General features: G+C 70.1%; 21 protein-coding genes. 10 read left to right on the top strand and 11 right to left on the bottom strand.

The features are described from left to right. Positions 1-30 precede the first annotated feature (30 nt). Together BJ998_RS31845 and BJ998_RS31840 are read right to left on the bottom strand one after the other, a co-directional pair. Positions 31-687, bottom strand: coding sequence for a response regulator (locus BJ998_RS31845; protein ID WP_281393023.1), 657 nt, complete (start codon positions 685-687; stop codon positions 31-33). Next, positions 684-1,853: a sensor histidine kinase gene (locus tag BJ998_RS31840; protein WP_184867021.1), complete on the bottom strand. Its 1,170-nt coding sequence runs from the start codon at positions 1,851-1,853 to the stop codon at positions 684-686. Before BJ998_RS31840 ends, BJ998_RS31845 begins: the two co-directional genes overlap by 4 nt. Positions 1,854-2,031: 178 nt before the next feature. Between BJ998_RS31840 and BJ998_RS31835 the strand changes: the two genes are divergently transcribed. From BJ998_RS31835 to BJ998_RS31820, 4 genes are all read left to right on the top strand, one after another. Next, positions 2,032-2,697, top strand: coding sequence for an ABC transporter ATP-binding protein (locus tag BJ998_RS31835; RefSeq protein ID WP_184867020.1), 666 nt, complete (start codon positions 2,032-2,034; stop codon positions 2,695-2,697). After that, a complete protein-coding gene (locus BJ998_RS31830) occupies positions 2,694-4,970 on the top strand; it encodes an FtsX-like permease family protein (protein ID WP_184867019.1) in 2,277 nt (758 codons plus the stop codon). The genes BJ998_RS31835 and BJ998_RS31830 overlap by 4 nt, the downstream gene beginning before the upstream one ends. 88 nt (positions 4,971-5,058) lie before the next feature. Then, a complete protein-coding gene (locus tag BJ998_RS31825) occupies positions 5,059-6,264 on the top strand; it encodes a glycosyltransferase 87 family protein (protein WP_184867018.1) in 1,206 nt (401 codons plus the stop codon). A 77-nt stretch (positions 6,265-6,341) separates the two neighbouring features. Continuing rightward, positions 6,342-7,745, top strand: a complete 1,404-nt coding sequence (locus tag BJ998_RS31820; protein WP_184867017.1) for an ankyrin repeat domain-containing protein — start codon at positions 6,342-6,344, stop codon at positions 7,743-7,745. Here the strand turns inward: BJ998_RS31820 and BJ998_RS31815 are convergent. Next, entirely contained in the window at positions 7,733-8,167 is a 435-nt protein-coding gene (locus tag BJ998_RS31815) for an SRPBCC family protein (protein WP_246488695.1), read from the bottom strand. The genes BJ998_RS31820 and BJ998_RS31815 overlap by 13 nt on opposite strands. 47 nt (positions 8,168-8,214) lie before the next feature. On the opposite strand from BJ998_RS31815, the gene BJ998_RS31810 reads away from it, so the two are divergent. Both BJ998_RS31810 and BJ998_RS31805 read left to right on the top strand, forming a co-directional pair. Further along, a complete protein-coding gene (locus BJ998_RS31810) occupies positions 8,215-8,775 on the top strand; it encodes a TetR/AcrR family transcriptional regulator (protein WP_184867015.1) in 561 nt (186 codons plus the stop codon). A gap of 95 nt (positions 8,776-8,870) precedes the next feature. Then, entirely contained in the window at positions 8,871-9,578 is a 708-nt protein-coding gene (locus BJ998_RS31805; RefSeq protein ID WP_184867014.1) for a LuxR C-terminal-related transcriptional regulator, read from the top strand. A gap of 40 nt (positions 9,579-9,618) precedes the next feature. Here BJ998_RS31805 and BJ998_RS31800 read toward each other — a convergent pair whose 3' ends face one another. From BJ998_RS31800 to BJ998_RS31765, 8 genes are read right to left on the bottom strand one after another with little or no spacing between them, the layout of a single operon-like run. Continuing rightward, positions 9,619-10,620, bottom strand: coding sequence for a sugar phosphate isomerase/epimerase family protein (locus tag BJ998_RS31800; protein ID WP_184867013.1), 1,002 nt, complete (start codon positions 10,618-10,620; stop codon positions 9,619-9,621). Continuing rightward, on the bottom strand, positions 10,620-11,732 hold the full coding sequence (locus tag BJ998_RS31795; RefSeq protein WP_221338192.1) for a Gfo/Idh/MocA family protein: 1,113 nt from the start codon (positions 11,730-11,732) through the stop codon (positions 10,620-10,622). The genes BJ998_RS31800 and BJ998_RS31795 overlap by 1 nt, the downstream gene beginning before the upstream one ends. Then, positions 11,729-12,796: a Gfo/Idh/MocA family protein gene (locus BJ998_RS31790; protein WP_184867011.1), complete on the bottom strand. Its 1,068-nt coding sequence runs from the start codon at positions 12,794-12,796 to the stop codon at positions 11,729-11,731. Before BJ998_RS31790 ends, BJ998_RS31795 begins: the two co-directional genes overlap by 4 nt. Beyond that, positions 12,781-13,380, bottom strand: a complete 600-nt coding sequence (locus tag BJ998_RS31785) for a ThuA domain-containing protein (protein WP_184867010.1) — start codon at positions 13,378-13,380, stop codon at positions 12,781-12,783. Before BJ998_RS31785 ends, BJ998_RS31790 begins: the two co-directional genes overlap by 16 nt. Then, positions 13,377-14,192 (bottom strand): NAD-dependent epimerase/dehydratase family protein, encoded by an 816-nt coding sequence (locus BJ998_RS31780; protein WP_184867009.1) that lies wholly within the window; start codon positions 14,190-14,192, stop codon positions 13,377-13,379. The genes BJ998_RS31785 and BJ998_RS31780 overlap by 4 nt, the downstream gene beginning before the upstream one ends. Next, a complete protein-coding gene (locus tag BJ998_RS47815; RefSeq protein ID WP_221338191.1) occupies positions 14,192-15,004 on the bottom strand; it encodes a carbohydrate ABC transporter permease in 813 nt (270 codons plus the stop codon). Before BJ998_RS47815 ends, BJ998_RS31780 begins: the two co-directional genes overlap by 1 nt. Then, positions 15,001-15,909 (bottom strand): carbohydrate ABC transporter permease, encoded by a 909-nt coding sequence (locus BJ998_RS31770; RefSeq protein ID WP_184867008.1) that lies wholly within the window; start codon positions 15,907-15,909, stop codon positions 15,001-15,003. Before BJ998_RS31770 ends, BJ998_RS47815 begins: the two co-directional genes overlap by 4 nt. Before the next feature lie 3 nt (positions 15,910-15,912). Further along, on the bottom strand, positions 15,913-17,283 hold the full coding sequence (locus BJ998_RS31765) for an ABC transporter substrate-binding protein (RefSeq protein ID WP_184867007.1): 1,371 nt from the start codon (positions 17,281-17,283) through the stop codon (positions 15,913-15,915). Between the two features lie 180 nt (positions 17,284-17,463). Between BJ998_RS31765 and BJ998_RS31760 the strand changes: the two genes are divergently transcribed. The 4 genes from BJ998_RS31760 to BJ998_RS31745 all read left to right on the top strand — a co-directional run bounded on the left by BJ998_RS31760 (position 17,464) and on the right by BJ998_RS31745 (position 25,522). After that, complete coding sequence (locus tag BJ998_RS31760) at positions 17,464-18,591, top strand: GntR family transcriptional regulator (protein WP_184867006.1); 1,128 nt, start codon at positions 17,464-17,466, stop codon at positions 18,589-18,591. Then, positions 18,588-19,844, top strand: coding sequence for an enolase C-terminal domain-like protein (locus BJ998_RS31755; protein ID WP_184867005.1), 1,257 nt, complete (start codon positions 18,588-18,590; stop codon positions 19,842-19,844). Before BJ998_RS31760 ends, BJ998_RS31755 begins: the two co-directional genes overlap by 4 nt. 62 nt (positions 19,845-19,906) lie before the next feature. Continuing rightward, positions 19,907-21,778: a DUF2264 domain-containing protein gene (locus BJ998_RS31750; protein WP_221338190.1), complete on the top strand. Its 1,872-nt coding sequence runs from the start codon at positions 19,907-19,909 to the stop codon at positions 21,776-21,778. Positions 21,779-21,796: 18 nt separating this feature from the next. Then, complete coding sequence (locus BJ998_RS31745) at positions 21,797-25,522, top strand: glycosyl hydrolase family 28-related protein (protein ID WP_184867004.1); 3,726 nt, start codon at positions 21,797-21,799, stop codon at positions 25,520-25,522. Positions 25,523-25,689: the final 167 nt, after the last annotated feature.

The raw sequence follows: 25,689 nt of genomic DNA, 5'->3' as shown, positions 1-25,689 counted from the left end.
TCCAGGCACCGGCGCGGCCTCGCAAGAAGGCTATGCCGTGACCAAGCCGGTCCTCCAGGCCCAGGAAGCGATCTCCACCCGGTTCCGCGCGCCGATCTTGTTCTGCACGGAGGCGAGGTGCGTCTTCACCGTGGACAGGGACAGGAACAGCGCGCCGGCGATCTCGGTGTTGGTCAGGCCACGAGCCACCTCCCGCACCACGTCCTGCTCACGCTGGGTCAGCAGGTCCAGCTCCCCGCTCGGCCCCGACTCCTCGGCCGGGCGGGTGAAGTGCTGCAGCATGCGCAGCGTGATCTGCGGGGAGATCAGCGCGTTGCCGGCGGCGGCCGCCCGCACCGCCTCCACCAGCAGCGCCGGCCCGGCGTCCTTGAGCAGGAAGCCGCAGGCCCCGTTCTCCAGCGCCGCGTAGACGTACTCGTCGAGGTCGAAGGTTGTCACGACAACAACCTTGATCGGGTCGGCGACGCCGCGCCCGGCCAGCTGCCTGGTCACCTCCAGCCCGTCGATCCCGGGCATCCGGATGTCCACCAGGCACACGTCGGGCCGCAGCTCGCGGGCCTTCGCCAGCGCCGTCACCCCGTCCGGGACGTCGGCGACCACCTCGATGTCCGGCTGGTTGTCCAGGATCATCCGGAATCCCACCCGGACCATCTCCTGGTCGTCCGCGATCAGCACCCGGACCGTCAACGCGCGTCCCCTCCCAATGGCAGCTCGGCCAACACCTGCCAGCCGCCGTCCACCTCACCCGCGGAGAACAGGCCGCCCAGCAGCTCCACCCGTTCTCTCATGCCGACCAGACCGTAGCCACCCGACCCGCCGACCGGCACGACCCGTCCGCCCCGGCCGTCGTCCCGCACGGTCAGGCGCAGCGTCGCAGGTGTACTGGTCAGTTCAACTGCCACGTCGGTCGGGGAGTTGGCGTGCTTGTACACGTTCGTCAGCGACTCCTGGACCAGCCGCAGCACCGAGCGGCCGACCTCCTGCGGCACCGACGCCGGCAGCTCCATCCGCAGCCGCGCCGGAACGCCGGCCTGTGCGGCCCGGTCCACGGCCGCCCGCACGTCGGCCTGCAGGTCCGTGGTCGCCGTGTAGAGGGGCTCACTTTCCCGGAGCGTGCCGACCAGCCGGCGCATGGCGGCCAGCGCGTCCGTGCCGGAGTTGACGATGCCGGGCAGCAGGCGGTGCGCGGCCAGCGGGTCGTTGTCCGAGACGGCCATCGCCGCCTGGGCCTGCACGACCATGCCGGTCACGTGGTGCGCCACGACGTCGTGCAGCTCGCGGGCCAGTTCCACCCGCTCGGCCCGCTGCGCGTCGGTGACGGCGGCGCTCAGCTCGCGGCGACGCATGTTGGCCCGGGCCCGGAAGTAGATGCTGACCATCACCGCGACGGCGACGACCGCCACGCACAGGGCGAAGTTGAGCCGCAGCACCGACGAGTACAGGTTGACGTACTCCCGGAACAGCAGGGCGAACGTCGCCGACAGGCACAGCAGCCCGACCTCGAGGACAACGGCGCCGGGCTCGCCGAAGAACACCACCGTCATGATGATGATCAGGAAGGCCACCGTCTCCACCGGCGTCAGCGGGCTGAGAAACGTCGGCTCGGAGACGTGGTACGCCCGCGCGAACACGGTGCCGAAGCCGGCCGCGATCGAAGCGATGACCACGGCCAGCACCGGGCGCTTGAAGCAGATCACCGCGGCCACGCAGGTCGGCAGGATGAACAGCTGCATCGCCAGCTCGGACGGGCGCAGGCCGTAGTACAGGAACGGCGCGGTCTGCAGCGCGTACACCGCCGCCAGTCCGAGCGCGATGAACAGCGGCGCGCGCAGCGCGGTCAGCAGTCGGTCCACGTAGGACACAGTACGGCCGGCCGTCGCGTTCGGACCTCGGCCGACCGGCCCGGCGCGGCATCGGTCATTCGGCCGATGGCCGGTTCCAGGCCCGTGCTGCCCGGCCGAGGCGGCGGCCGGCCGTGCTCCGGCACCGTCTGTCCCCGACACCAAGGATCGGAGGACGACGGTGACACCGGTGCTCTCGGGACGGGGCCTGACCAAGAAGTACGGCGGTGTGCACGCGCTGGACGGCGTGGACATCACCATCCAGGCGGGCGAGGTGCTGGCGGTGATCGGGCCCAGCGGGTCCGGCAAGACGAGCCTGCTGCACGTGCTGTCCGGCATCCTGCGGCCGGACGGCGGCGACGTGTTCCTGGACGGGCAGTCCGTGGGCACGCTGTCCGAGTCGGCGCGCAGCGAGCTGCGGCGGACCGCGTTCGGCTTCGTGTTCCAGTCGGGCATGCTCGTCGCGGAGCTGACCGCCGAGGAGAACGCGGCGCTGCCACTGCTGCTGGCCGGCGTGCCGCGGCACCAGGCCGTGTCGACCGCCCGCGACTGGCTGGCCAAGCTCGGGCTGGCCGGGCTGGGGCAGCGGCGGCCCGGCGAGATGTCCGGTGGGCAGGCACAGCGCGTGGCCATCGCCCGAGCGCTCGCGCACCGACCGCGGGTGATCTTCGCCGACGAACCGACCGGGGCGTTGGACACCCGCACGGGGCAGGACATGATGTCCGCCCTCCTGACGTCGGCCGAGGAATCCGGCGCGGCCGTGGTCGTCGTGACCCACGACGCCGCGATCGCCGGCCGGGCCCGACGGGTCGTCGAGCTGACCGACGGCCGCATTCTGCAGGAGGTCTACTCATGAGTGTGTTCCGCATCGCGCTTGCCGTGCTGCGTAACGACTCTCGCAGCCGGGTGAGCACCGCGCTGGTCACCGTGGGCGTGGCGTTGGGCGTGTCGCTGGTGCTGTGGCTGGCGTCGGCGCCGCATGCGTTGCAGCAGCGCGCCGACCGGATCGCCTGGCGCAGCACCTACAACACGGTGAGCCAGAACGACGGTCGCGCCCAGCTCGTGCTGTCCATGAACCAGGACCAGTTCGGCGGCAAGCTGATTCATCGTTTCGACGTGACCCGGGCGCACGTCGGCGGCTACGTCTCGCTGGCACCCGGCATTCGGGAGTTCCCCGAGCCGGGCCAGGTGCTGCTGTCGCCGGCGCTGGCCGAACTGGTGCGCACGACGCCGCCGGAGAAGCTCGGCGACCGGTTCCCGGGGCAGGTGGTCGACCTGATCGGTGAGCAGGCGCTGGAGTACCCGGACGAGCTGGTGGCGATCGTCGGCCACGAGCCGGGGACGATCTCCGGCTACGCCCTGACCGGCTTCGGCGGCAACGCCGGCTACGCCGCCGACAACTCCGACATGCTCTACCTGCTGACCAGGATCGGCATGGTGGTGTTGATCGTGCCGTGTCTGGTGTTGGTGGCGTCGGCGGCGCGGCTCACCGCGACCCGTCGCGAGCGGCGGCTGGCGGCGCTGCGGCTCGCGGGCGCGACGCCGGCACAGGTGATCGCGATGGCGGCGGTGGAGACCGTGATCGGGGCCGTGCTCGGCAGCGTGATCGCGGTCGTCGCGGCGGAACCGCTGAGTCACTTGACCGCCTTGATTCCCTGGGGCGGCGGCACCTGGATGCCCGGAGACTTCACGTCCGGCCCGCTGTTCGTCGGCTTCGTCGCGGTGCTGGCGCCGGTTCTCGTGGTCGCCGCGGCGGTGTTGGGGCTGCGTCGCGTGGTCGACCGGCCGCTGATGGCCGCCGAAGAGAAGTCGCGGCGCAAGATCAGTCCGGCCCGGCTGCTCGGACTGGTCATGGCCGGCGGCGTGTTCGTGCTCGGCGTGTCCATCGCCACCAGCGGCTACGGCGGCCAGGAACGGTTCACCGTCGTGCTGGTCGGCCTCGGGGCGGTCGGCGTGGCGCTGGTGTTGGCCGGCCCCGTCGTGACGGCGCTAGTAGGGCGGTACTTCGTGGCGCGGTGGCGCAAGCCGTCCACGCTGCTGGCCGGGCGGCGGCTGCTCGGTGACCCGGTGGCGTCGTTCCGGGCCGCGGCGGGCGTGGTGGTGGCGGTGTTCGCCGGCTCGATGGCGTTGACCATGCTGCCGGCCCTGGAGAACGACATGCCGACGTTCAGCGGCCCGTGGCGGGACTCCGCGATCGTCACGACGTCGGTCGGGCAGCACGCCGACCCGGTCGCCGAGTTGCGCGCGGAAATGGCGCGCCGCGCACTGCCCGCCCAGGTGGTGCCGATGGTGACCGGGTATCTCGTGTCCACATCGGACCAGGAACAGCGGTCCTCCAGCGCCGTCATCGCTCCGTGCAAGGAGGTCGCGAGCGTCCTTTCCGGACTGTCCGCGGGCGACTGCGTCGAAGGGCCGGCCGTGTACATTCCGCGGGGTTACGCCGATGCCGTGAAGGACGTGAAGTTCGAGCGCGACGCCCGCGGGCCGAACGAGACCCGGAAGACCGAACCCCTGCCGGCGACCGTGCCGGTGCACACCGTGTCCGACTACCCCCAGCTGATCGTCATCGATCCGGCCGTGTTCCCCGACCTGGCCGCGAAGCCGACCGGCGTCGCGGTCACTTCGACACCGTCCAATCGGGACGCCGTGTACACCGCGCTGGTGCGGGTGCTGCCCGACGTGCGCGTGTCGGACAACGTCCGGGAAGTTCAGCAGGACGACTCGCTCATGGGCGACCTGCGCCGGGCCACCGCCATCGGGTTGGCGCTGATGGCGCTGCTCAGCGGCGCGAGCGCGGCGGTGGCCGCGGCCGGATCGGTCATCGACCGCCGGCGCACGTTCGGCGCGTTGATCGCCGCCGGCACGCCGGTGCGGGTGCTGGCCCGGGCGTTGCGCCGCGAGGTCGTGCTGCCCGTGTTGGTTGCCACACTCGGATCCTGCCTGGCCGGCATGCTCGTCGGGCTCGGGCTTCTCAGTGTCGCGCACAGCATTTCCGGACACGCCGAGGCGCTGCTCAACCTGTGGATCCTCGCACCGGCCGCCGCCGGTTTCGTGGTCGCACTGGCCGCGGCCGCCGCCTGTGGACCCGTGCTGCGCACGTTCAGCGCCAGGGACTACGCGGCGGAGTGACCGGCGTCACACCCATTTGTTGCAACACGGCCGGTGTCCGGCGACTCAAGCCGGCTAGGGGGACCAGTCGGGGGAAGGAACATGAGTGATGCTTCTGAGGATCGACCCGGTGCAACGCTGGCTCGTGGCCAACGCGCGCACGGTGTTCGCCGTTGCCGCCGGCGCCGCCGTGCTGATGGCCACGCTGTGGCCCGGCCCGCTGATCGACGTGCAGGTCTACCAGGCCGGCGCGCAGGCGTGGCTGGAGGGCCGGCCGCTGTACTCGCAGCCCGTGCTCGGGACGATGGAGTTCACCTATCCGCCGTTCGCGGCGGTGTTCTTCCTTCCGCTGGCCCTGATTCCGCTGCCCGTGATGTGCGCGCTGTGGGTGATCGGCAGCCTCTGTCTGCTGTGGATGATCGTCCAGCGCTGCCGTGAGGTCGCCGGGCTGCCGCCGGAGCTGACGATGGTGTTCGCCGCGATGGCCCTGTGGCTGGAACCGGTGCGCACCAGCCTGATGCTGGGCCAGATCAACATCCTGCTGCTCGGCCTGGTCGTGTTCGACCTGTGCCGGGCGCGGAGTTCCAAGTGGACGGGAGTCGGTGTCGGCCTGGCCGCCGCGGTGAAGCTGACGCCGCTGCTGTTCGTGGTGTACCTGCTGTTCGCTCGGCGCTGGCGTGCGGCCGGTGTCGCGGTCGCGACGTTCGCGGTGACCGTGGTGGCCGGCCTGCTGCTGGTGCCGGAGGCCGCGCACTACTGGATCGGCGGCGTGTTCGGCGACTCGACGCGGGTCGGGCCGGTACTGAACTGGTCCGACCAGTCCATTCACGGCATGTTGGCCCGGGTGCTCGGTGAGCCGGAGTCGAAACTGCCGTGGCTGCTGGCCGGCGGCGCCGTCGCGGTGGCCGGCTCGTTCGTGGCCGGCGTGGTCGACCGGCGTGGCGACCGGGTGCTGGCGCTCGGGCTGTGCGGCATGACCGCGTGCGCCGTGTCGCCGTTCTCGTGGGAGCACCACTGGGTGTGGTTCATCCCCGTGATCATCGCGCTGGCCGCGCGGGGCCTGTCCTGGTGGGTGCCCGGGCTGGTGTTCCTGGCCGGCATGGCCGTTCCCACCCAGATACCGCCGGTCGACTTCCGGCACGGGATCAACGTCGGGTTCATCGCCTTCGACTTCCTCGACGGCGTGGCGGCGTTCTTCGTGCGCAACGTCTACTCGTGGACGTTGATCGCCCTGCTCGTCGCCGTCGGGATGCGCTATGGTCGGAGGTGGCTCGCAGGGAGCCGCCGGTCCGCGGAAAGGGCTCAGCCCGCCTGAGCGGTTCCCTGGTTTTGTTGCCGGTACCTCCTTTCAGCCTGGCGATGCGGACAGCGGGCTTGTGAAGGGAGGTCGCCGTGCCCTCGTTGCCCGATGACCCCAGTTTCGAGCACCTGCGACACCAGGCGCGGGCCCTGCACCGCGCCGTCCGCGCCGGCGATGCCGACGCCCTGGCCCGGGTTCAGCGGTCCTACGGGACCGTCGGCCCGCGGTTCCCGCTGGCGTACGCCCAGCTCGTCGTCGCCCGTGAGTACGGGTTCGCCAGCTGGGCCCGGCTCAAGCAGCACGTGGACGTCATCGACCGCTACCGCTGGCCGCGGCGCTCCGGGCTGCCCGCCGGCGGCTCGGCCACCGACGAGTTCTGCCGGTTGGCGTGCCTGAACTACACCTCCGACGACCCGGCGCACTGGGCCCAGGCCCGGGCCTCGGTGCCCGCCGAGTTGGACATCTGGGCCGCCGCTGCCGCCGGCGACGCTTCCCGTGTCGCCGCGTTGTTGGCGTCCGATCCGTCGTTGGCGCGGCGCGAGGGCGGGCCGCATTTGTGGGAGCCACTGTGCTACCTGGCGTACTCACGGGTCGGTCTCGGTGATCCTCTGCGGACCGCCCGGCTGCTGCTGGAGGCCGGGGCCGATCCCAACACCGGGTACCTGTGGGGCGGGTTGACCACGCCCTTCACCCTGCTCACCGGGGCCTTCGGGGAGGGCGAGCAGGGCCCCGTCCGGCAGCCCCGGCACCCGCAGTCGTTGGAGCTGGCCGAGTTGCTGCTCCGGGCCGGGGCCGACGCCAACGACGGGCAGGCCCTGTACAACCGGATGTTCGGCACCGACGACTCCCACCTGCGCCTGCTGTTCCGCTACGGGCTCGGCCGGGGATCCGGCGGTCCGTGGCGGGCTCGGCTGTCCCTGCCTTCACCCACGGAGCTGCTGCGGAGCCAGCTGCGCTGGGCCGTCACCCACGACCAGCGGGCCCGGGTCGAACTCCTCGTCTCCGCCGGCGTGGACTTCTCGGACGGCTTCGTGGAGTTGGCGTTGCTGAACGGCAACACCGAGATCGCCTCGTTCCTGGAGTCGTCCGGCGCCGCCGCCCCCGTGCTGGATCCGGTGTCGTCGTTCGTCGCCGCCGTGCTCACCGGCGACGAGGTGGATGCCGCCGTCGTCCCCGAAGCATTGGCCGCCCGCCCCGGTCTCGTCGTCTGGGCCGCCGCCAACAACCGCTTCGACGCCGTCCGCCGGCTCGTCTCCCTCGGCTTCTCCGTCAACGCCCTGGGCCGCGGTGACATGCCGGTCGAGCAGCCGTGGCAGACTGCCCTGCACCAGGCCGCCGGCGACGGCAACCTCCCCATGGCCCGCCTGCTGCTCTCCCTCGGCGCCGACCCCTCGATCCGTGACGCCCGGTTCGACGCCACTCCCCTCGACTGGGCCGAACACGAGGGCCACCCGGAGCTGGTCGACCTGCTGACCCCTGACTCTCAGTCGACGTGAGCGTCGGCTCTGTCGGCGAGGCCCCGCACGAACGCCTCCGTGATCCGCTGCAGGACTCGCCGGTAGAGCCACCCCATGCCCGGCACCTTGGCACGGAACGTGGTGTGCCAGTGGATGTCGGTGCCGCCGCCGCTCGGCGTGAGGTCGATGTCGGCGCGGTAGTCGCGTAGCGCCAGCCCGGACAGCAGGGCGTAGCTGAAGCGCCGGTCGGGCACGATTTCGACGATCTGTTCCCGCATGAAGTACCGCCCGGTGCGGAAGTTCCGGATCGCGCCGACACTCTCGCCGCCGTCCGGGCCGGGCCGTTCCAGCGCGAAGGTCTCCACGGTGCCCCACTCCGGCCAGGTGGATCCGTCGCGAAGGAGGGCGTGCACCGCCGTAGGGCTCGCCGCGGTGTGTGCCCGGGCGTCGATCCGCTTCATCATGCCCCCTTGTCGTGTACCAAATGGTACATGTACCATTTGGTACAATGGAACGCAAGGATCCGAAGCGCGCACTGCTCGACAAGGCCGTCGACCATCTGTCGGAGCACGGCGTGATCGGGCGCAGCCTGCGGCAACTGGCCGCCGAACTGGGCACCAGTCACCGGATGCTGATCTACCACTTCGGCTCCATGGAGGGCCTGCTGGTGGAGGTCGTCCGCGAAGTCGAGGCCCGGCAACGCGCCGTGCTGGCCGACCTCGACGGCGCCGGCAGCCCCGTCGACCTGGCCAAGGCCTTCTGGCGGCGGTTCACCGACCCCGCGCTGTACCCGAACGAGCGGCTGTTCTTCGAGCTGTACGGGCAGGCGCTACAGGGTCGTCCCGGCACCGAGGCGCTGCTGCCGGAGGTGGTGACCGCGTGGATCGAGCCCCTGGTCGCCATCGGGAAGAGTCACGGTCTTTCCGAACAGGACGCCCGCGTGCATGCGAGGCTGGGGGTGGCCGTCACCCGCGGGCTGCTGCTGGACCTGCTCGCCACCGGCGACCTGGCCGCCGTGAACGCCGCGATGGACCGATTCGTGGACATGTACGTCGTCGGCCTGCCGTGACGATGGCTCGGTTCACCCACGCCGTATGGGTAAGTTCACCCATCTTGTGAACGGGGTCTGGCGCGGTCCCCACCGGTCACGCCAAGCTGCGGCACATGGGGAGCATTTCGGTCGTTCTCGCCGACAATCACGACGTTGTGCGCAGTGGCCTGCGCGCCGTGCTGGCCTCCGACACCGACATCAGCGTCGTCGCCGAGGCCGCCGACACCCTCGACGCCGTCCGGGCCGTCCTGCGGCACCAGCCCGATCTGGTCGTCACGGGCCTCGACACCGCCGCCGTCCGCGAGGTGCTGCGGGCCCTTCCCCGCGTTCGGGTCCTCGTGTTCACCCTCGCCGACGACGATGACTCCGTGTACCAGGCCATTCGCGCCGGGGCCCGCGGCTACCTGCTGAAGTCCGCCCAGCAGGCCGAGATCGTCCGGGCCGTGCGGGGCGTCGCCGCCGGCGAGGCCATCTTCGGCGAGGGCGTCGCCCACCGGGTCGCCGAACTGCTCACCGCCCCCGCCCGCCGGGCCGAGGACGTCTTCCCCGAGCTCACCCGCCGGGAACGCCAGGTCCTCGACCTCATCGCCGACGGCCGCTCCAACTCCGTCATCGCCCGCCAGCTCCACCTGGCGCCCAAGACCGTCAGCAACCACATCTCGGCGATCTTCACCAAGCTCCGCGCCGCCGACCGCGCCGAGGCCATCGCCCGTGCCCGCGACGCCGGCATCGGCGCACACACACCCCGGCGAGTCCCGCTCTCAGTCACACCGAATGTCGGTTCCGTGCACATCCGAGCCTCGGGTCTCATTTCTGCCTGAAACCGACATTCGGTGTGCTCCAGAGCGGGACTCGCGGGGGTTACGAGCTGAAGGCCGAGTCGAACGAGGCCTCGGGGGGTTCGATGCGGGTCATGGAACGGACGAACGCCAAAGCGTCGGGGGCGCCGGTGAGGCGGTCCATGCCGGCGTCCTCCCACTCGACGGAAATGGGCCCGTCATAGCCGATGCTGTTCAGCATCCGGAAACACGCCTCCCACGGCACATCCCCGTGCCCGGTGGACACGAAGTCCCAGCCACGACGGGGATCGCCCCACGGCAGGTGGGAACCGAGCCGGCCATTGCGGCCGTTGAACCGCTTGACCGACTCCTTGCAGTCCACGTGATAGATCCGGTCCCGGAAGTCGTAGAGGAAGCCGACGGGGTCGAGGTCCTGCCACACGAAATGGCTGGGGTCGAAGTTCAGGCCGAACGCGGGGCGGTGGCCGATGGCCTCCAGGGTACGAACGGTGGTCCAGTAGTCGTAGGCGATCTCGCCGGGATGGACCTCGTGCGCATAACGCACGCCGACCTCGTCGAAGACGTCGAGGATCGGGTTCCAGCGGTCGGCGAAGTCGGCGTAGCCGCGCTCGATCATCGAATCGGGCACGGGCGGGAACATGGCCAGGGTGTGCCAGATCGACGAACCGGTGAAGCCGACGACGGTGCTGATTCCGAGCTTGGCCGCGGCCCGAGCGGTGTCGGCGATCTCGGCGGCGGCCCGCTGCCGCACGCCCTCGGGATCGCCGTCACCCCACACCCGAGGGTGCAGGATGTTCTGGTGCCGCTCGTCGATGGGGTGGTCGCAGACGGCCTGGCTGGTCAGGTGGCACGACAGCGTCCAGCACTGAAGATCGTGCCGGGCCAGGGTTTCCTTGAACTTCGGGAGGTACGAGTCGTCGGCCAGCGCCGCCTGCACGTCGAAGTGATCACCCCAGGTGCAGACCTCCAGACCGTCGTAGCCCCATCCGGACGCGAGCCGGCAGACCTCCTCGAACGGCAGGTCGGCCCACTGCCCGGTGAACAACGTCACGGGACGAACCATCACGCACCCCCGACCTCGGTCAGCGAAACACCACGCTGCACGGCATCCAGCACCCGCTGCACCTGCAAACCCTCGTCGAACGACGGCGAAAGCTCCGTGCCCTCGACGACACCGGTCACGAAATCCCGCACCTGGTGGATGAAAGTGTGCTCGTAGCCGATGATGTGCCCGGGCGGCCACCACGCGTCCATGTACGGATGCGTCGACTCCGTCACGAGAATGCGCCGGAACCCGGCCGTACGGGCATCCTCGGCGCCATCGTAGAACCGCAGCTCGTTCATCGACTCCTGATCGTACGACAGCGTGCCGAGGGAGCCGCTGACCTCGATCCGCATCGCGTTCTTCCGCCCGGTGGCGAACCGGGTCGCCTCGAACACGCCGATCGCGCCGCCGTCGAACCGGGCGGTGAACAGCGCGGCGTCGTCGACGGTGACGGGACCGCGGCCGGAACCGTCGAGCAGCGGCCGCGAGTCGACGAACGTCTCCAGCACGCCGCCGACGGCGGAAATCCGTTGCCCGGTCAGGAACTGCGCCATGTCGATGCTGTGCGCGCCGAGATCGCCGAGCGCCCCGGAGCCTGCGCTGGCGGCGTCGAGCCGCCAGGTCAGCGGAAAGTCGGGGTCCACCAACCAGTCCTGCAGGTACTGGGCCCGAACCTGCCGCACCACGCCGATCCGGCCGTCGGCGATCAGCTGCCGCGCCAACGCCAGCGCCGGCACGCGACGGTAGTTGAACATCACCATCGACCGCCCGGCGGCCGAAGCGGCCGCCGCGGCCATCCTTGACGCCTCCTCGACCGTGTTGGCCAGGGGTTTCTCGCACAGCACGTGCTTGCCGGCCGCCAACGCGGCGATGGCGATCTCGGCGTGGCTGTCGCCCGGCGTGCAGATGTCGATCACGTCGATGTCCGGCCGGTCCACCACGGCCCGCCAGTCGGTTTCCGCGCTCTCCCAGCCGAACTTGGCCGCCGCGGCGGCGACCTTGTCCGCCGAACGGCCGCACACGACCGCCAGTTCGGGCGTGGCGGGCAGGTCGAAGAACCGGCCCGCGGTCCGCCACGCATGTGAGTGCGCCGCCCCCATGAAGGCGTAGCCGATCATGCCGATCTTCATGCCGTCACCGCCGCCGGTCGCTCGCAGGTGCTGCCGATCCGCACGGACGTGCCGGTCTCGGCCGCCCGCAGCAGGCATTCCATCACGTCGAGCACGTGGTACGCCAGCTTCCCGTCGGCCCGGTGCGGCGTTCCGTCCACAATGGACCTGGTCATGTCGGCGAGGCCGAAGCCGCGCCCCGCGTCCGGGTAGCCGGCCAGCACCGGCAGGTCGACCCAGTCGTCACGGAAGATCTGCACGGTGCCGTCGAAGTTGTTCGGGTCCGGCACCGACAGGCTGCCCTCGGTTCCGTACACCTCGATCCGCGGCAGCTGCGCGCCCCAGATGTCGAAGCTCATCATCAACGTCGACAGCTCGCCGCCGACATGCTCCAGCACACCGGTCACGTGCGTCGCCACCCGCACCGGAAACGTCGTGCCCGCCCGGGGTCCGCTGCCGATCACCCGCGTCGCCCGGGGCGCCGACGACATGCCGACAACCCGCCGCACCGGCCCGAGCAGCGTCACGAGCGCCGTCAGGTAGTACGGCCCCATGTCCAGCAGCGGCCCGCCGCCGGGCTCGTAGTAGAACTCCGGGGACGGGTGCCAACGCTCGTGTCCCGGCGTCGTCATGAAGGCCGTCGCCGCAACGGGAACGCCGATGTCACCGGCATCCAGGCTGGCCCGGGCCGTCTGCACGCCGGTGCCCAGCACGGTGTCCGGCGCACAGCCGACAACGACGCCCGCCGCCGCAGCAGCGTCCAAGATCGACTTTGCTGCGGCAGTATCGGCCGCCAACGGCTTCTCGCCGTACACGTGCTTGCCGGCGCCAATGGCTGCCAGCGCGACCTCGGCGTGCGCCAACGGAATCGTCAGGTTCAACACGATGTCCACATCGGACGCCGCGTACAGCTCGTCGGGCGTGCACGCCGGCACCTCGGCCTTCGAGGCCAGCGCGGACGCCTTCGCGGGGTCGAGGTCGGCGATCCGGGTCAGCACCACGTTGTCCAGCCGCGGCAGCGTGTTCACGTACTGGCCGCTGATGTTGCCGGCGCCGATCAGTCCGATCCTCATCGGCTCGCCCATGTCAGCCCCTCGATGATCATCCGATCCACCTCCGGCACGTCGAAGTCGTCCAGCTTGTGGCCGATCGTGGTGACGAAGACCCGACCCTCGCCCCACTTCCGCGTCCATGTGACGGGCAGGGTGGTGCCGTCCTCCACGAAGTCGGTCACCGCCAGCACCTCGATCGCCGGATCGGTGTGCACGTAGTACTGCTCGGTGTGCACGGTGAACGAGGAACCGCCGGTGCGCACGGAGTACTCGACGAACTCCGCCGGGTGGTACACGAACTGCCCGCCGGTCATCAGCTGGTACCGCGTCTCGTCCCGGAACGAGTCGACGATTCCCCCGTGCCAGCCGGCAAATCCGGTGCCGGCGCGGACGGCCGCGGTCAGGCCCTCCACCTGGGCTGGCGAAATGGACCCCATCGTCCAGCACTGCACGATGAGGTCCGTACGGGCCAACAACTCGGCGTCCAGATAGCTGTCCAGGCTGTCCGACGTCGTCACGTCATAGCCACGCGCGGCGAGCTCCCCCGCATACCGGTCACTCGCCTCGACGGGCGCGTGCCCGGGCCAGCCACCACGAACCACGAGCGCGGTTTTCATGTGCCCCCAATCGTCGGACGCCACGTGTGCACGGCCGTGAAGCCGAGCAGCTCCCGGCTCAGCTCCAGGGAGAACGGTACGGCGAACCCGTCGAGCGGGCCATCCATTCGCGTCGACGGATGGAACCGCCGCATCAGCTCACCCGTCGGGATCGACGACGTCGTGTCCGGCGCCGCCACGTTGACCAGCGCGTACCCCTCGACCCGCGCGGTCAACGCGGCGACCACCGCCCGGGCCGCGTCCCGGGTGTCTATCCAGCTCCACAGCGCCGCCCGGTCCGCGCCGGGATCGCGGCGCACGTGGTCGAGGTGCCGCCGGAGCCGGTCGCCGCTGCCGATGAACGGGAACCGCAGGCTGACCACCTCGGTCCCCCAGCGCCGGCTCACCGTCTCCCCGATGAGCTCGCCGACCAGCTTGGACAGCCCGTACACGTCGTCGCCGACGTACGGGTGCCGCTCGGTCACCGGCGCGAACAGCGGCGACACCGGCCGCGACGACCAGGCCAGTCCGAGCGCGGAAAGGCTTGACACGTAGACGATCCGTTTGATACCGGCCCGCCCGGCGGCGTCCAGCAGGTGGAACGAGGCGTCCACGTTGTTGCCGAACACCACCGGCTCGGCCGCGCTCAGCGGGGACGGCAGCGCGGCGGCGTGCACCACCGCGTCCACCCCGTCCAGCAACGCCTCCACCTGTGCGCGGTCCCGCAGGTCGCCGACATTCCGGTCGTGGGCCAGCACTTCATGCGCAACCGAAAGCACGGCGACGATCTCCGCGCCGAGCATGCCGCCGGCCCCGGTCACCAGGACCCGCATCAGCCCTTCACCGCGCCCTGCAGCCCGTTCACGAAGTACCGTTGCAGCAGCACGAAAAGGATGATCACCGGGATCACGATGATCAGCGAGGCGGCCATCAGCACGTTCTCCTGCGGTGCGGTCGACGAGTTGAGGTTCTGCAGCGCCAGCGGCAGCGTGTACCGCGACGCGTCGTTCAGGGAGACCCGGGTGAGCACGTACTCGTTCCAGGTCGGCACGGCGGTGAGCAGCGCGATCGTGATCAGCGCCGGCCGGCCCACCGGCAGGTAGATCGACCAGAAGGTGCGCAGCTCGCCGGCCCCGTCGCACCGCGCGGACTCCTTCAGCTCGGCCGGAACGGCCCGGAAGCTGTTGGTGAGCAACATGATGGACAGCGGCGCGGTGCCGTTGACGAAGGGCAGGATGATGCCCGGGAAGGTGCCGATGAGCCCCAGTTTCTGCTGGAGGATCACCACCGGCAGCAGCATGGTCACGCCCGGCACGAACAGCAGCGCCACGAACATGCCGTAGAGCAGCCGCCGGCCGGGGAACCGCAGCACCGCGAAGGCGTAACCGGCCAGCGAGTAGACCAGCAGCACGCCGACCGTGGTGAAGCCGGTGACGATCAGGCTGTTCCCGAAGTACGTGAAGAAGTGCAGCTCGTTCCACGTGTGGGCGAGCGTGGCCAGCGTCGGATTCGACGGGATCAGGTGCCCGTCGAGCAGGATCTCCTTGCTGTCCTTCAACGCGCCGGAGACCATCAGCAGGAACGGATACAGGCTGATCAGCGCGTACGCGGTCAGCATCGCGTACACGAGCACGCGGGCCTTCACGCGCGGCTCCGCAGCACCCGCAGGTTGACGAAGGCCAGCACCAGGGCGATCAGGAACAGGATCCAGCCCAGCGCGCTGGACAGGCCCAGCGTCGGCTTGAACCCGCTGAAGAAGGCCAGGTTGTACGACTCCAGGCCGAGCACGAGCGTGTGCCCGCCGGGGCCGCCGTTGGTCATCAGCAGGAAGGTCTGGAAGTCCTGCAGGGCGTTGCGCAGGTTGAGCATGGTCACCGCGCCGGTGATCGGCAGCAGCAGCGGCCAGATGATGGACGCCATGGTGCGCAGGCCACCCGCGCCGTCCACCCTGGCCGCGTCGATCACCGCCGCGTCCAGGGTCTGCAACCCGCTCAGGTACAGCAGCATCGCCACCGGGACCGCGCTGAACACCATCACCACGATCAGCGTGGGCAGCGCGGTCGCCGGATTGCCCAGCCAGCCCTGGGGCTGGGCGATCGTGCCCAGCCCCAGGTGGCGCAGGATGAAGTTGAGCGAGCCGTCCGGCTGCAGCGCGTACGTCCAGGCGTAGAACAGCGCGATGCCGGCGGTGACCTGCGGCAGGAAGAACACCGTGCGATAGGCCGAACGCAGCCAGGTGATGTGGTTCAGCGCCACCGCCAGCGGGAAGCCGACCAGCACGGTGAGCAGCGGCACCGCGATCATCACCACCAGCGTCCGCAGCGCCGCGCCGTGCACGATCGGCGCGATGGTCGGGTCCCGGTAGATCAGGTCGAGGTAGTTGCCCAGCCCCACCCATGTCCAGGTCGGGGTGAACCCGTTCCACTGGGCGAAGCTGAGCGCCAGCCCGTAACCGACGGTGTAGAGGCCCATGATCGCGAACAGGGCCACCGCCGGCAGCACGAACACATAACCGGTCAAAGCCTCCCGGCCCCGCAAACGCCTCGCCATCGGCTAGTTCCCGCTGTGCACGCTGGTGTTGTAGACCGCGAGCTGCTGGTTGGTCGCGGCCGGGTCCAGCTCCTTGAGCGGCGTCATCTTCACCAGGATGTCGCCGGCCGCCTGGATGTCCCAGCTCGGGCCCTTGAACGTGCTGTCGCCCGGGTTCCAGGCGGAGTCGCCGGTGCCGAACGCCGCCTCCATCGAGCTCAGGTACGGTCCGACCAGCTTCTCCGCGTCCGCGCCGAGGTCGGTGCCGGGAAGATCCAGCGCGGCCTGGGCGAACGCGCCGGCCTGCGCCGGCTGGGTGAGGAAGTCCAGCCACTTCAGGGCGGCGTCGCGGTTGGGCGTCTGCGCGGACACGGCCAGGCCGGTGAGCGCGAACGGCGCCAGCTTGAAGTCCTTCACGACACCGGCTTCCGGCACCGGTATCGGGAAGGCCAGGATCTTGTCCGGGTTCAGGCCGTTCTGCTGGATCGCCGAGATCGTGAACGTGCCGCCGATGTCGAAGGCGGCCTTGCCCTGCGCGAAGGCCCGGTCGGCGTCGTCGATGCCGAGCGTCTGGGTGCCCGGCGTCCAGTACGGGGTGAGCTGGTTGTACTGCTCCAACACCCGCTGGCCGTTGGGGCTGCCCCAGGCCTTGGCCTTGTCGGTGCCGTACAGGGCGTGGAAGTCCTGCGGGCCGAGCAGCGCGAACGCCAGCGGCTCCAGCGCCCAGTCCAGGCCGGTGGACGAGCTCTTCAGGCCGATCGTGATGCCGCCGTTCTGCGCGTCCTTGTCGTGCGTGGCCTTCAGCCAGGAGATCAGCTCCTGCCAGCTGGCCGGCGCCTTGCTCGCGTCGACGCCGGCCGCGGTGAGCTTGTCCTTGTTGGCGTAGACGACGCCGAAGGTGCCGGCGGTGAACGGGATGCTGAGCAGCTGTCCCGTGTGGACGCCGGGGTCGGTCGCCTTGGGCTTCAACGAGTCCTGGTACACCTGCTCGGTGATCAGGCCGGTGTCCGCGGTGCCCTTGAGGAACCGGCTCTTGTACTGGTCGTTGACGTCCGCCGCGAGATCGCTGGTGATGCCGGCGCCGCCGAGCACCCGGTCCTCGCCGGCGGCGTGCACCTCCAGCACGTCGGCCACGTCGTGGCTGGCCGCGGCGCTCTGCACCTTGCTGGTGAACGTGTCGTCCGGCGTGTAGGCGGTGACGTTCACCGTGATGCCGGTCTGCGCCTTGAACTTGGCCGCGGCGGCCTCGAGGGCCTTCACGTGGGTCTGTTTGAACGTCCACATCGACAGCGTGGTCCCGTCGCCGGAGCCGCCGCCACCACCGCACGCGGTGGTGACCATGGCCAGTGCCGCCACGACTGCCAGGACTCTTCCGCCGCACCGCTTTGTGCCCATGCCGTCCTCCGCCAAGTCGGCTGTCACTCGGTCGAGTGAGCCAGACCATAGTGACGGGTCTTTAACAGGTCAATAGGCCAAACTCGACCGGCCCAACTCGACTCACGGCCAGGACTGGGCCGAATTAGACATGCTAAAGTGGCCGCGTTCGAGTCAGTTGATCTCGAAGGGCGAACCGGGATGGCAGCGGCGACCGGCGGCGACAAGCCCCCGCTCTACCAGCAGGTCAAGCGCGAGCTGCTGGCCGCGATCGCCGCCGGCGAGTACGCGCCGGGCCGGCCGTTCGTCACGCAGCGGGAGATCTGCGAGCGGTTCAACGTCAGCCATGCGACGGCCGTGCGCGCCTTGAACGACCTGGCCACCGAGGGTTACGTGGTGCGCCGCCGCGGTCAGGGCACCTTCGTCGCGGACCGGCCGCCGGCCGCGTCGCCGCCGTCGGACCGGACCATCGCGTGCGTGCTGCAGAACCAGGGCCCGCACGTCGGCCAGATCCTCGCCGGCATCGAGGAAGTGTGCGCGGATCTGGGTTATCGGCTGTTCCTCAACCACTGCGAGAACGACCCCGCGCGCGAGGAGAAGGCGCTGTGGGGCGCGCTGGAACACCAGGTCAGCGGCATCATCGTGTACCCGGCGGAGGGTTCGGCGGTGCTCACCCCGTACGCGGAGGCGCGGCGGCGCGGAGTGCCGCTGGTGATGGTCGACCGGTACCGGCCCGACCTGGCCACGGACGCCGTGGTGGCGGACAACATGTCCGCCGGCCGTGAGCTGACGACCGCGCTGATCGAGGCCGGGCACCGCACGATCGCCACGCTGTGGGACGAGATCGACGTGACCAGCATCCGGGATCGGCTCGCCGGCCACGTGCAGGCGTTGCGGGAACACGACATTCCGGTCCGACCGGACCTGACCGTGTTGCGCCGTTACCGTGATCAGCCGACCGAGGCCCGTCGGGCGATGCTCAACGAGCTGCTGCGGAGCAGTCAGCCACCGACGGTGTTGCTGTGCTCCAACGGGTACGCCCTGGCCACCGCCGCGCAGGACTTGGTGGCGTTGGGGTTGGAGGTGCCCGGCGACGTCGACCTGGCCGGCATGGACGACGCCGGTCCGTTCGACGTGCTGCCCCTGACCGCGGCGGCGATCTCCCTACCGTCACGGGAGATGGGCCGGCAGGCGATGACCCTGCTGCACGACCGCGTGACCGGCGCGGTGGCCGAGACCCAGCTGCTGGTGTTGCCGATAAGAGTCCAGACCCGACAGTCGTCGATGGGGTATCTGCGCGTTTCCAGGCTGGAACAGGGGGCGTCGTGACCGGGTTGCCCGAGGTGCTGCCGCCGTGGACGCCGCGTGACTCCGTGAGGGTCACCGCCGTGCGCGCGATTGTCACCGCGCCGGAAGGGATTCCGCTCGTCGTCGTCCGGGTCGACACGTCCGAGCCCGGTCTGTACGGCCTCGGCTGCGCCACCTTCACGCAGCGGTTCGCGGCGGTGGCGGCGGCCGTGGACGAGCACATGGGCCCGCTGGTGATCGGCCGCAGCCCCGCCGACATCGAGGACATCACCCGGCTCATCCACTACTCGTCCTACTGGCGCAACGGTCCCGTGCTGAACAACGCGCTGTCCGGGATCGACCAGGCGCTGTGGGACATCATGGGCAAGCGGGCCGGGATGCCGGTGCACGAGCTGCTCGGCGGCCGCAGCCGGTCCGCGATCGAGGTCTACTCCCACGCCGCCGGCGCGACCGTCGACGAGACGCTGGACGCGGCGGAATCCTTGCTGAACCAGGGTTATCGGCACATCCGGCTCCAGGTCGGCGGTCCCGGCCTCGGCACCTACGGGGCGCCGGGCACGCGCGGCGGTTATCCCCGCTCGCCGCATCCGGACGGGTGGGACGTCCGGCAGTACCTCAACGACACGCCGAAGTTGTTCGCCGCCGCGCGGGAACGGCTCGGCGAGGTCAGCCTGATGCACGACGTGCACAGCAGGTTGACGCCGAAGCAGGCGATCGTGCTGGCCCGGTCCCTGGAACCGTACGGACTGTCCTTTCTGGAGGATGTGATCCCGCCGGAGCACTACGACCAGCTGCCGGCCGTGCGGGCGGCGTCGCCGGTGCCGATCGCGGTCGGCGAGCAGGTCGGCTCGGTCGCCGACGCGGCCCGGTTGATCAAGGACGGCGGCGTGGACCTGCTGCGGTTGCACACGTCCGCCATCGGCGGCCTCACCCCGACCCGGAAGCTGGTGGCGCTGGCCGAGTTGCTGGGCGTGCGCACCGCTTTCCACTCCCCCGGCGACATCTCGCCGGTCGGCGTGGCCGCGAACCTCGCCGTGGACGTGTCCACGCCGGCGTTCGGCTACCAGGAGTCCCACACCTACAACGAGGCCACGCACGAGGTTTTCCCCGGCACGCCGGTGGTTCGCGACGGGCACCTGACGCCGTCCGACGAGCCCGGCTGGGGCGTCGACCTCGACGAGGCCGCGGCGGCGAAGTTCCCGCCGACCAAGTTCCTGCACGAACGCTGGTCGGCGCGGGTGCGCCGGCCGGACGGAGGTCTCGAAGCGCCCTGACATGGAGGCACTTCGCATGAGACCCACCTGCTCGAACGGCCGTTGCACACCGGGGCGACGCGGTGGCGCTGGTGTCGCGGCCCGGCCAGATCGTCACGCCGCGCTGTGAAGAGGTGATCGTGCATCCTGCCCCGTCCCGTGCCGAATGGGAACGCCTTGCCGACTCGATGCTGCTCGCCGTGCGGCCGTGGGCGACCGACACGCACGCGTTGATCCACCTGCCCGGCCCGGTGAGCGGCAGCGGCCGCTGGAGCGACGGGTTGGAGGGCTACGCGCGGACCTTCCTGCTGGCGGCGTTCCGGCTGGCCGGGGCGTCCGGCGACGATCCACATCGGTTCGCCGAGTGGTACGCGCAGGGGTTGGCGGCCGGCGTCGATCCCGCCAATCCCGACCGCTGGCCGCGGTTCGGCGAGTGCGTGCAGGCGAAGGTGGAGGCCGCGTCGATCGCGCTCGGGCTGCACCTGACCCGGCCGTGGCTGTGGGACCGGCTGAGCTCGCGCACCCAGCAGCGGCTGCTCGACTGGCTGGCCCCGATGGTCGGGGACGACATGCCGCAGAACAACTGGCTGTGGTTCCGGGCCGTCACCGGCGCCTTCGCCAGGACCGTCGGCGGGGCGTGGAGTCAGGACGATTTCGACCATGCCATCGAGTCCACGGACCGTTGGCACGCGGGCGAAGGCTGGTACTCGGACGGCCTGGCCGGCGGTGCACATCGCAATTTCGACCATTACAGCGGCTGGGCAATGCACTTCTACCCGCTGCTGTTCTGCGAGATCACCGGCGATGATCGCCTCGCCGAGCGGTACCGCAATCGCTTGCGGCTGTACCTTGCCGACTACGCCCGGCTGATCGGCGGCAACGGGTCCCCGCTGATCCAGGGCCGGTCGCTGACGTACCGGTTCGCGGTGCTCGCTCCACTGTGGATCGGCGCGCGGCACGACGCCACGCCGCTGCCGCCGGGGCAGACCCGGCGCATCGGCGGCCTGATGCTCGACCACTTCATGAACGCCGGCGCCGTCGACGACGACGGGCTGCTGACCTTGGGCTGGCACGCCCGGTTCCCGCGCATCCGGCAGGCCTATTCCGGCCCCGCGTCGCCGTACTGGGCCAGCAAGGGCTTCGCCGGTTTGTTGCTGCCGCCCGACCACGAAGTCTGGACGGCGCCCGAGGTTCCGCTGCCGGTGGAACAGGAGGACTACGAGATCTCCCTGCCGGCACCGGGGTGGACGGTCTCCGGCACTCGCTCCGACGGCGTGGTGCGGGTGCTGAACCACGGCAGCGACCACATCGACCCCGCGGAGTTGGCGACGGACGACCCCGCCTACGCCCGGATCGCGTACAGCACGCATGCCGCTCCGGAGATGACGCCGCCGCTCGACTCCTCGGCGACCCTGGTCGACTCCGACGGCCGCGCCGCGCATCGCCGCCCGCTGCAGGCGCTTGGGCCGGGGGTGTCGCGCAGCCGTGCGCACTGGCCCGCGGATGAGAGCTGGAATCCCTTCCACAGTCCCGAAACCACGTATAGGCTGGGGCCTTGGATCACCGTGGCCTCGGTGATCCACGGTGCCACCGAGGTTCGACTCGTTCGGGTCGACGAGGCCGACGAGTGCACTCATCCCGGACCGTGGCGGCTGCGGATCGGCGGCTGGGCAACGGTTCCCGGCAGCGGTCTGCACTCGTTGCTGATCGACCTCGCCGGCCTCGACGTCACCGAGACCGCGGTGGGCAAGGACTCCAACCCGCTGGGGCCGGTGTCCGAAATCCCCGTGCTGCTCACCGACGGCGACGTCGAGTACGGCCGGATCTACGCCGCCGCCGTGCATCTCGGCGGCTCCCCGCTCGAAGCGTTGCCAGAACTGGACATCACCGTCGACGTCGTCGACGTGCGGTGGCCCGACGGCCGAGTTGACCGGGTGGCGATGCCACCCGTCTGAAAATCTGGGAGGTCAACGATGACCCGCCGCTTATGGGTCCTGTTAGGACTGTTGGTCGCGCTCGTCGCCGCGCTGGCCGTGCCGGCCGGCGCGGCCCCGGTGTGGTATCCCAACGGGGTCGGTGCCGATCTCGGGCCCACCCCGCTGACGCTGGGCGTCACCGCCACCGCCGGTGACAACGCCGCCGGCCTGCGCACCGGCTCCGTGGACGGCCACAGCTATTGGCAGACCGACGTTTCGGCCGGCACGGGATACCTGAACTTCGCGCCCGATCCCGACTACTCCGTCACCGGCCCGGTCGTCGCCCTGGTGACGTACTACGACAGCGGCGTTGGCACCCTGACTCTCAACGGCAGCCCGGTGGCGACCCTGGCCGGCAGCAACACGTGGAAGCATGCCGCGACGACCCTGCCCGCGCTGGCGCCCGTCCGGCTGACCGGCGGCGCTTCGGACATCACCGTCGCGCAGATCCGGATCACCGCCGCTGGTCCCAGCGCCACGCTCGGCCCGAACGCGTCCAACACCGGCGTCGCGCCCAATCCCGGCGACAACCCGTCCGGCCTGATCACCGGCACCGCGGCCGGTCGTGGCTACTGGCAGACCAACGCCGCGTCGCCCGCGCCGGCCACCAACTACTTCTACATGAACGTCGCCGACTCGTACGCGTACGACACGAAGAACGTCGTCCTCGTCGACGTGGACTATCTCGATGCCGGCAACGGCACCCTCGACCTGCAGTACGACTCCCCCGGCAACGATCTGCCGAACAAGTTCAAGCCCTCGGAGATCGTGCGCTACGGCGACACCGGCGCCTGGCAGACGCACGACTTCGTGCTCGACGACGCGATCCTCACCAACCGCACCAACGGTTCCGACTTCCGCATCGCCCACGACGGGTCCGATGTGGAGGTGAAGGTCGCCGCCGTGCGGGTGACCGTGATCCCGTCCACCTTGGACGTCAAGGCCGGCCTGCGCAACCTCACCGCCCAGGCGGATCTGACCGTCTACGGCGCTCGCGAGGGGACCCGGGACGGCCAGTACCCCGCCGGTTCGAAGGCCGCCTTCGGCGCGCAGATCGCCAAGGCGCAGGCCGTGATCGACGACCCGAACGCCACTCCCGCGCAGGTCAAGGCCGCCTTGCAGGCGCTCTACGACAGCTACCAGGCGTTCAGGGCGTCCGCGGTCAACACGAATGTCGCCGCCGGCCGGCCGCTCTCGACCGGTCCGGGCTGGACTCAGGTCGATCTCGGCAAGCCCCAGCCGGTCAACGACGTCTACGTCCAGTGGGGCCAGGCCTTCTCGCACGACTACAAGGTGCAGACCTCGGTCGACGGCTCGTCGTTCGTCACGGTGGGCGAATCCGGTGCCACCGAGGCCAACCGCTCGTCGCGTACCGACTTCCCGGTGGTGAACGCACGCTACGTCCGGCTGGACTACGACGGATCGGCCGACGTCGCCGACCTTCAAGTTCGGAATCAGCGGGTGGTCACGCCCAAGCCGCAGCTGATCAGGACCAAGTACCCGACCGCCGACCCGGTGATCGCCGACTTCGTCGCCACGAACTATGGCGCGGATCCCCGTGGTGTCAAGGATTCCACCAAGGCGCTGCAGGCCGCGCTGTACGACTGCTACGACGCCGGCGGCGGCACCGTGTGGCTGCCCGACGGCACCTACCGCGTCACCGACACCGTCGAGGTGCCGGCGTTCTGCTCGCTGCGCGGCGACCGGCGCGATCCCGATCACGGCGGCGGCAGCTACGGCACCGTGATCAGCGCCGACCTGCCGTCCGGCGACAACGGCCCGGTGCTGTTCCGGATCGGCGGCAGCGCCGGCGTCATGGGGCTGACTACGTACTACCCCCACCAGAGCGCGACGTCGCCCGTGCCGTACAGCTACACGTTCGAGATCACCGGCAGCGCCTGGGCCAGCGACGAGAACTACATGATGGGCACGGTTTCCGACGTCACCATGCTCAACTCGTACCGCGGCATCGGCATCAGCACCATGCGCGACGAGCGCGGCCGGCCGCCGGCCGTCGGGCAGACCCACGAGTCCGCGACCGTGCGGAACGTCAAGGGCACCGCGCTGTTCGAGGGCGTCGAGGCGTACAACGGGGCCGATGTCGGCACCTGGGAGAACGTCACCTTCGACAACTCCTACTGGGCCTCCGCGCCGCACCAGTACAACCCCCCACGTCGCTCCACTGTGGACGCCTGGACCCGCGCGCACGGCACCGGTTTCGTGCTCGGGGACCTGGAGTGGGACCAGTTCAACGACATCGCCGCCGCCGACTACCACGTCGGCATCCACATCGTGCCAGGCCAGCGCGTCGACTTCGCCGGCGCGTTCCAGGGCGTGCAGATCAGGCGCGCCGACACCGCGCTGCTCGTCGACCGGTTCGACTCTCGCTGGGGTTTGATGATCGGTCGCGGGACCTTGGACGGGGCCGTCACCAACAACTCGGCCGGCTTCGTCAAGCTCACCGACGTCAAGGTCACCGGGCCGCTCAAGGGCACCGTCTACCAACTGTCCGGCAAGGCACCCGCCTACGACTCGTCGCAGCCCTCTCCCCGCCCGTCGCGTAACGCCCTGTACGTTACCGACGCCCCGCACGGCAACGGTTACGTCCCCGCCGCCGACGCCACCACCGGCATTCAGCGCACCCTCGACCGCGCCGGCCGTGACGGCGGCGGCATCGTCTACCTGCCGGCCGGCTGGTATCGGGTTTCCGGTCTTCTGACCGTTCCCGCCGGCGTCGAGCTGCGCGGCGCTTCGTCCGTGCCCAACCGGGACGAGGACGGCAAGAGCGGCGGGACCGTGCTCATGTCCTACTCCGGCCGTGGCACCGCCACCCCTGACACCGATCCCGCCCTCGTCACGCTCGACGGCAGGAACTCCGGCGTTCGCGGCCTCCGGGTCTTCTACCCCGGCCAGAACCCCGCCGCTCCCGACGGCCTCGTCCCCTACCCGTACGCCATCCGTGGCAACGGCGCCGGCACGTACGTCATCAACGTCGGCATGTCCAACGCCTACAACGGCATCGACCTGGCCACCTTCCGCAACGACCACTTCTTCGTCGGCAAGCTCGCCGGCACCTTCGTCCGGCACGGCATCACCGTCGGCCATTCCGACGACGGCGTCATCAACGGTGTGCTCACCAACGGCAACACCTTCGTCCGGCTCGGCTTCTACCTGCCCGACTGGGCCTCCGGCGCCAACCTGTTCCCCCAGGTCATCGACGGATTCACCCGCAAATCCGCCGACCTGGTCACCGTGGACGGCGCCCACAACCTCACCGTCACCGACGCCTTCGGCTACGGCCTCCACAACGGCCTCGTCGTCAAATCCGGCGATGTCCACGCCTTCAACCTCGGCACCGACAACCTCGGCTCCGACGGCTTCACCGTCAAGGCCGCCGCTGGTTCCACGACCGTGCTCAACCTCTTGCGCTACAACGGCGCCACCAGCACCGGCCCCGTGCGTCTCGTCGACGTCATGGCCATCAACATGGTCCAGTCCGCCGTTTCCGTCTCCGCCACCCCCGGGGGCTCGGCCCACCTCACCGGCGCCGAAACGGAACCCGGCAAATACGAAACCGGCAGCTCGGTCACGGCCACCGCGCGCCCGGCCCCCGGCTACCACTTCGTCGCCTGGACCGTCGCCGGCAAGGAGGTTTCCACCTCACCCACCTACACCTTCACCGTCACGACCGACGCCGCCCTGGTGGCCACCTTCGCCCGTTGAGGACGCCACCCTGGTAGCCACCTTCACCCGCTGAACGTGGCGCGGCCAGCCACAGGCGCCACTGAAAACGCAGCCCCCGTTTCCATCCAACCAGATCAACCTGGCAGTTCTGGATTTCACCAGGAATGATCTTGCCGTCACGGCGAAGTGTCGGTGCGGTGTGGTTG

Origin of the sequence: Kutzneria kofuensis (assembly GCF_014203355.1) — a bacterium.
Lineage (GTDB): Bacteria > Actinomycetota > Actinomycetes > Mycobacteriales > Pseudonocardiaceae > Kutzneria > Kutzneria kofuensis.
Note: the sequence above shows the minus strand (reverse complement) of the source record. Positions and strands in the feature narration are given on the sequence as shown.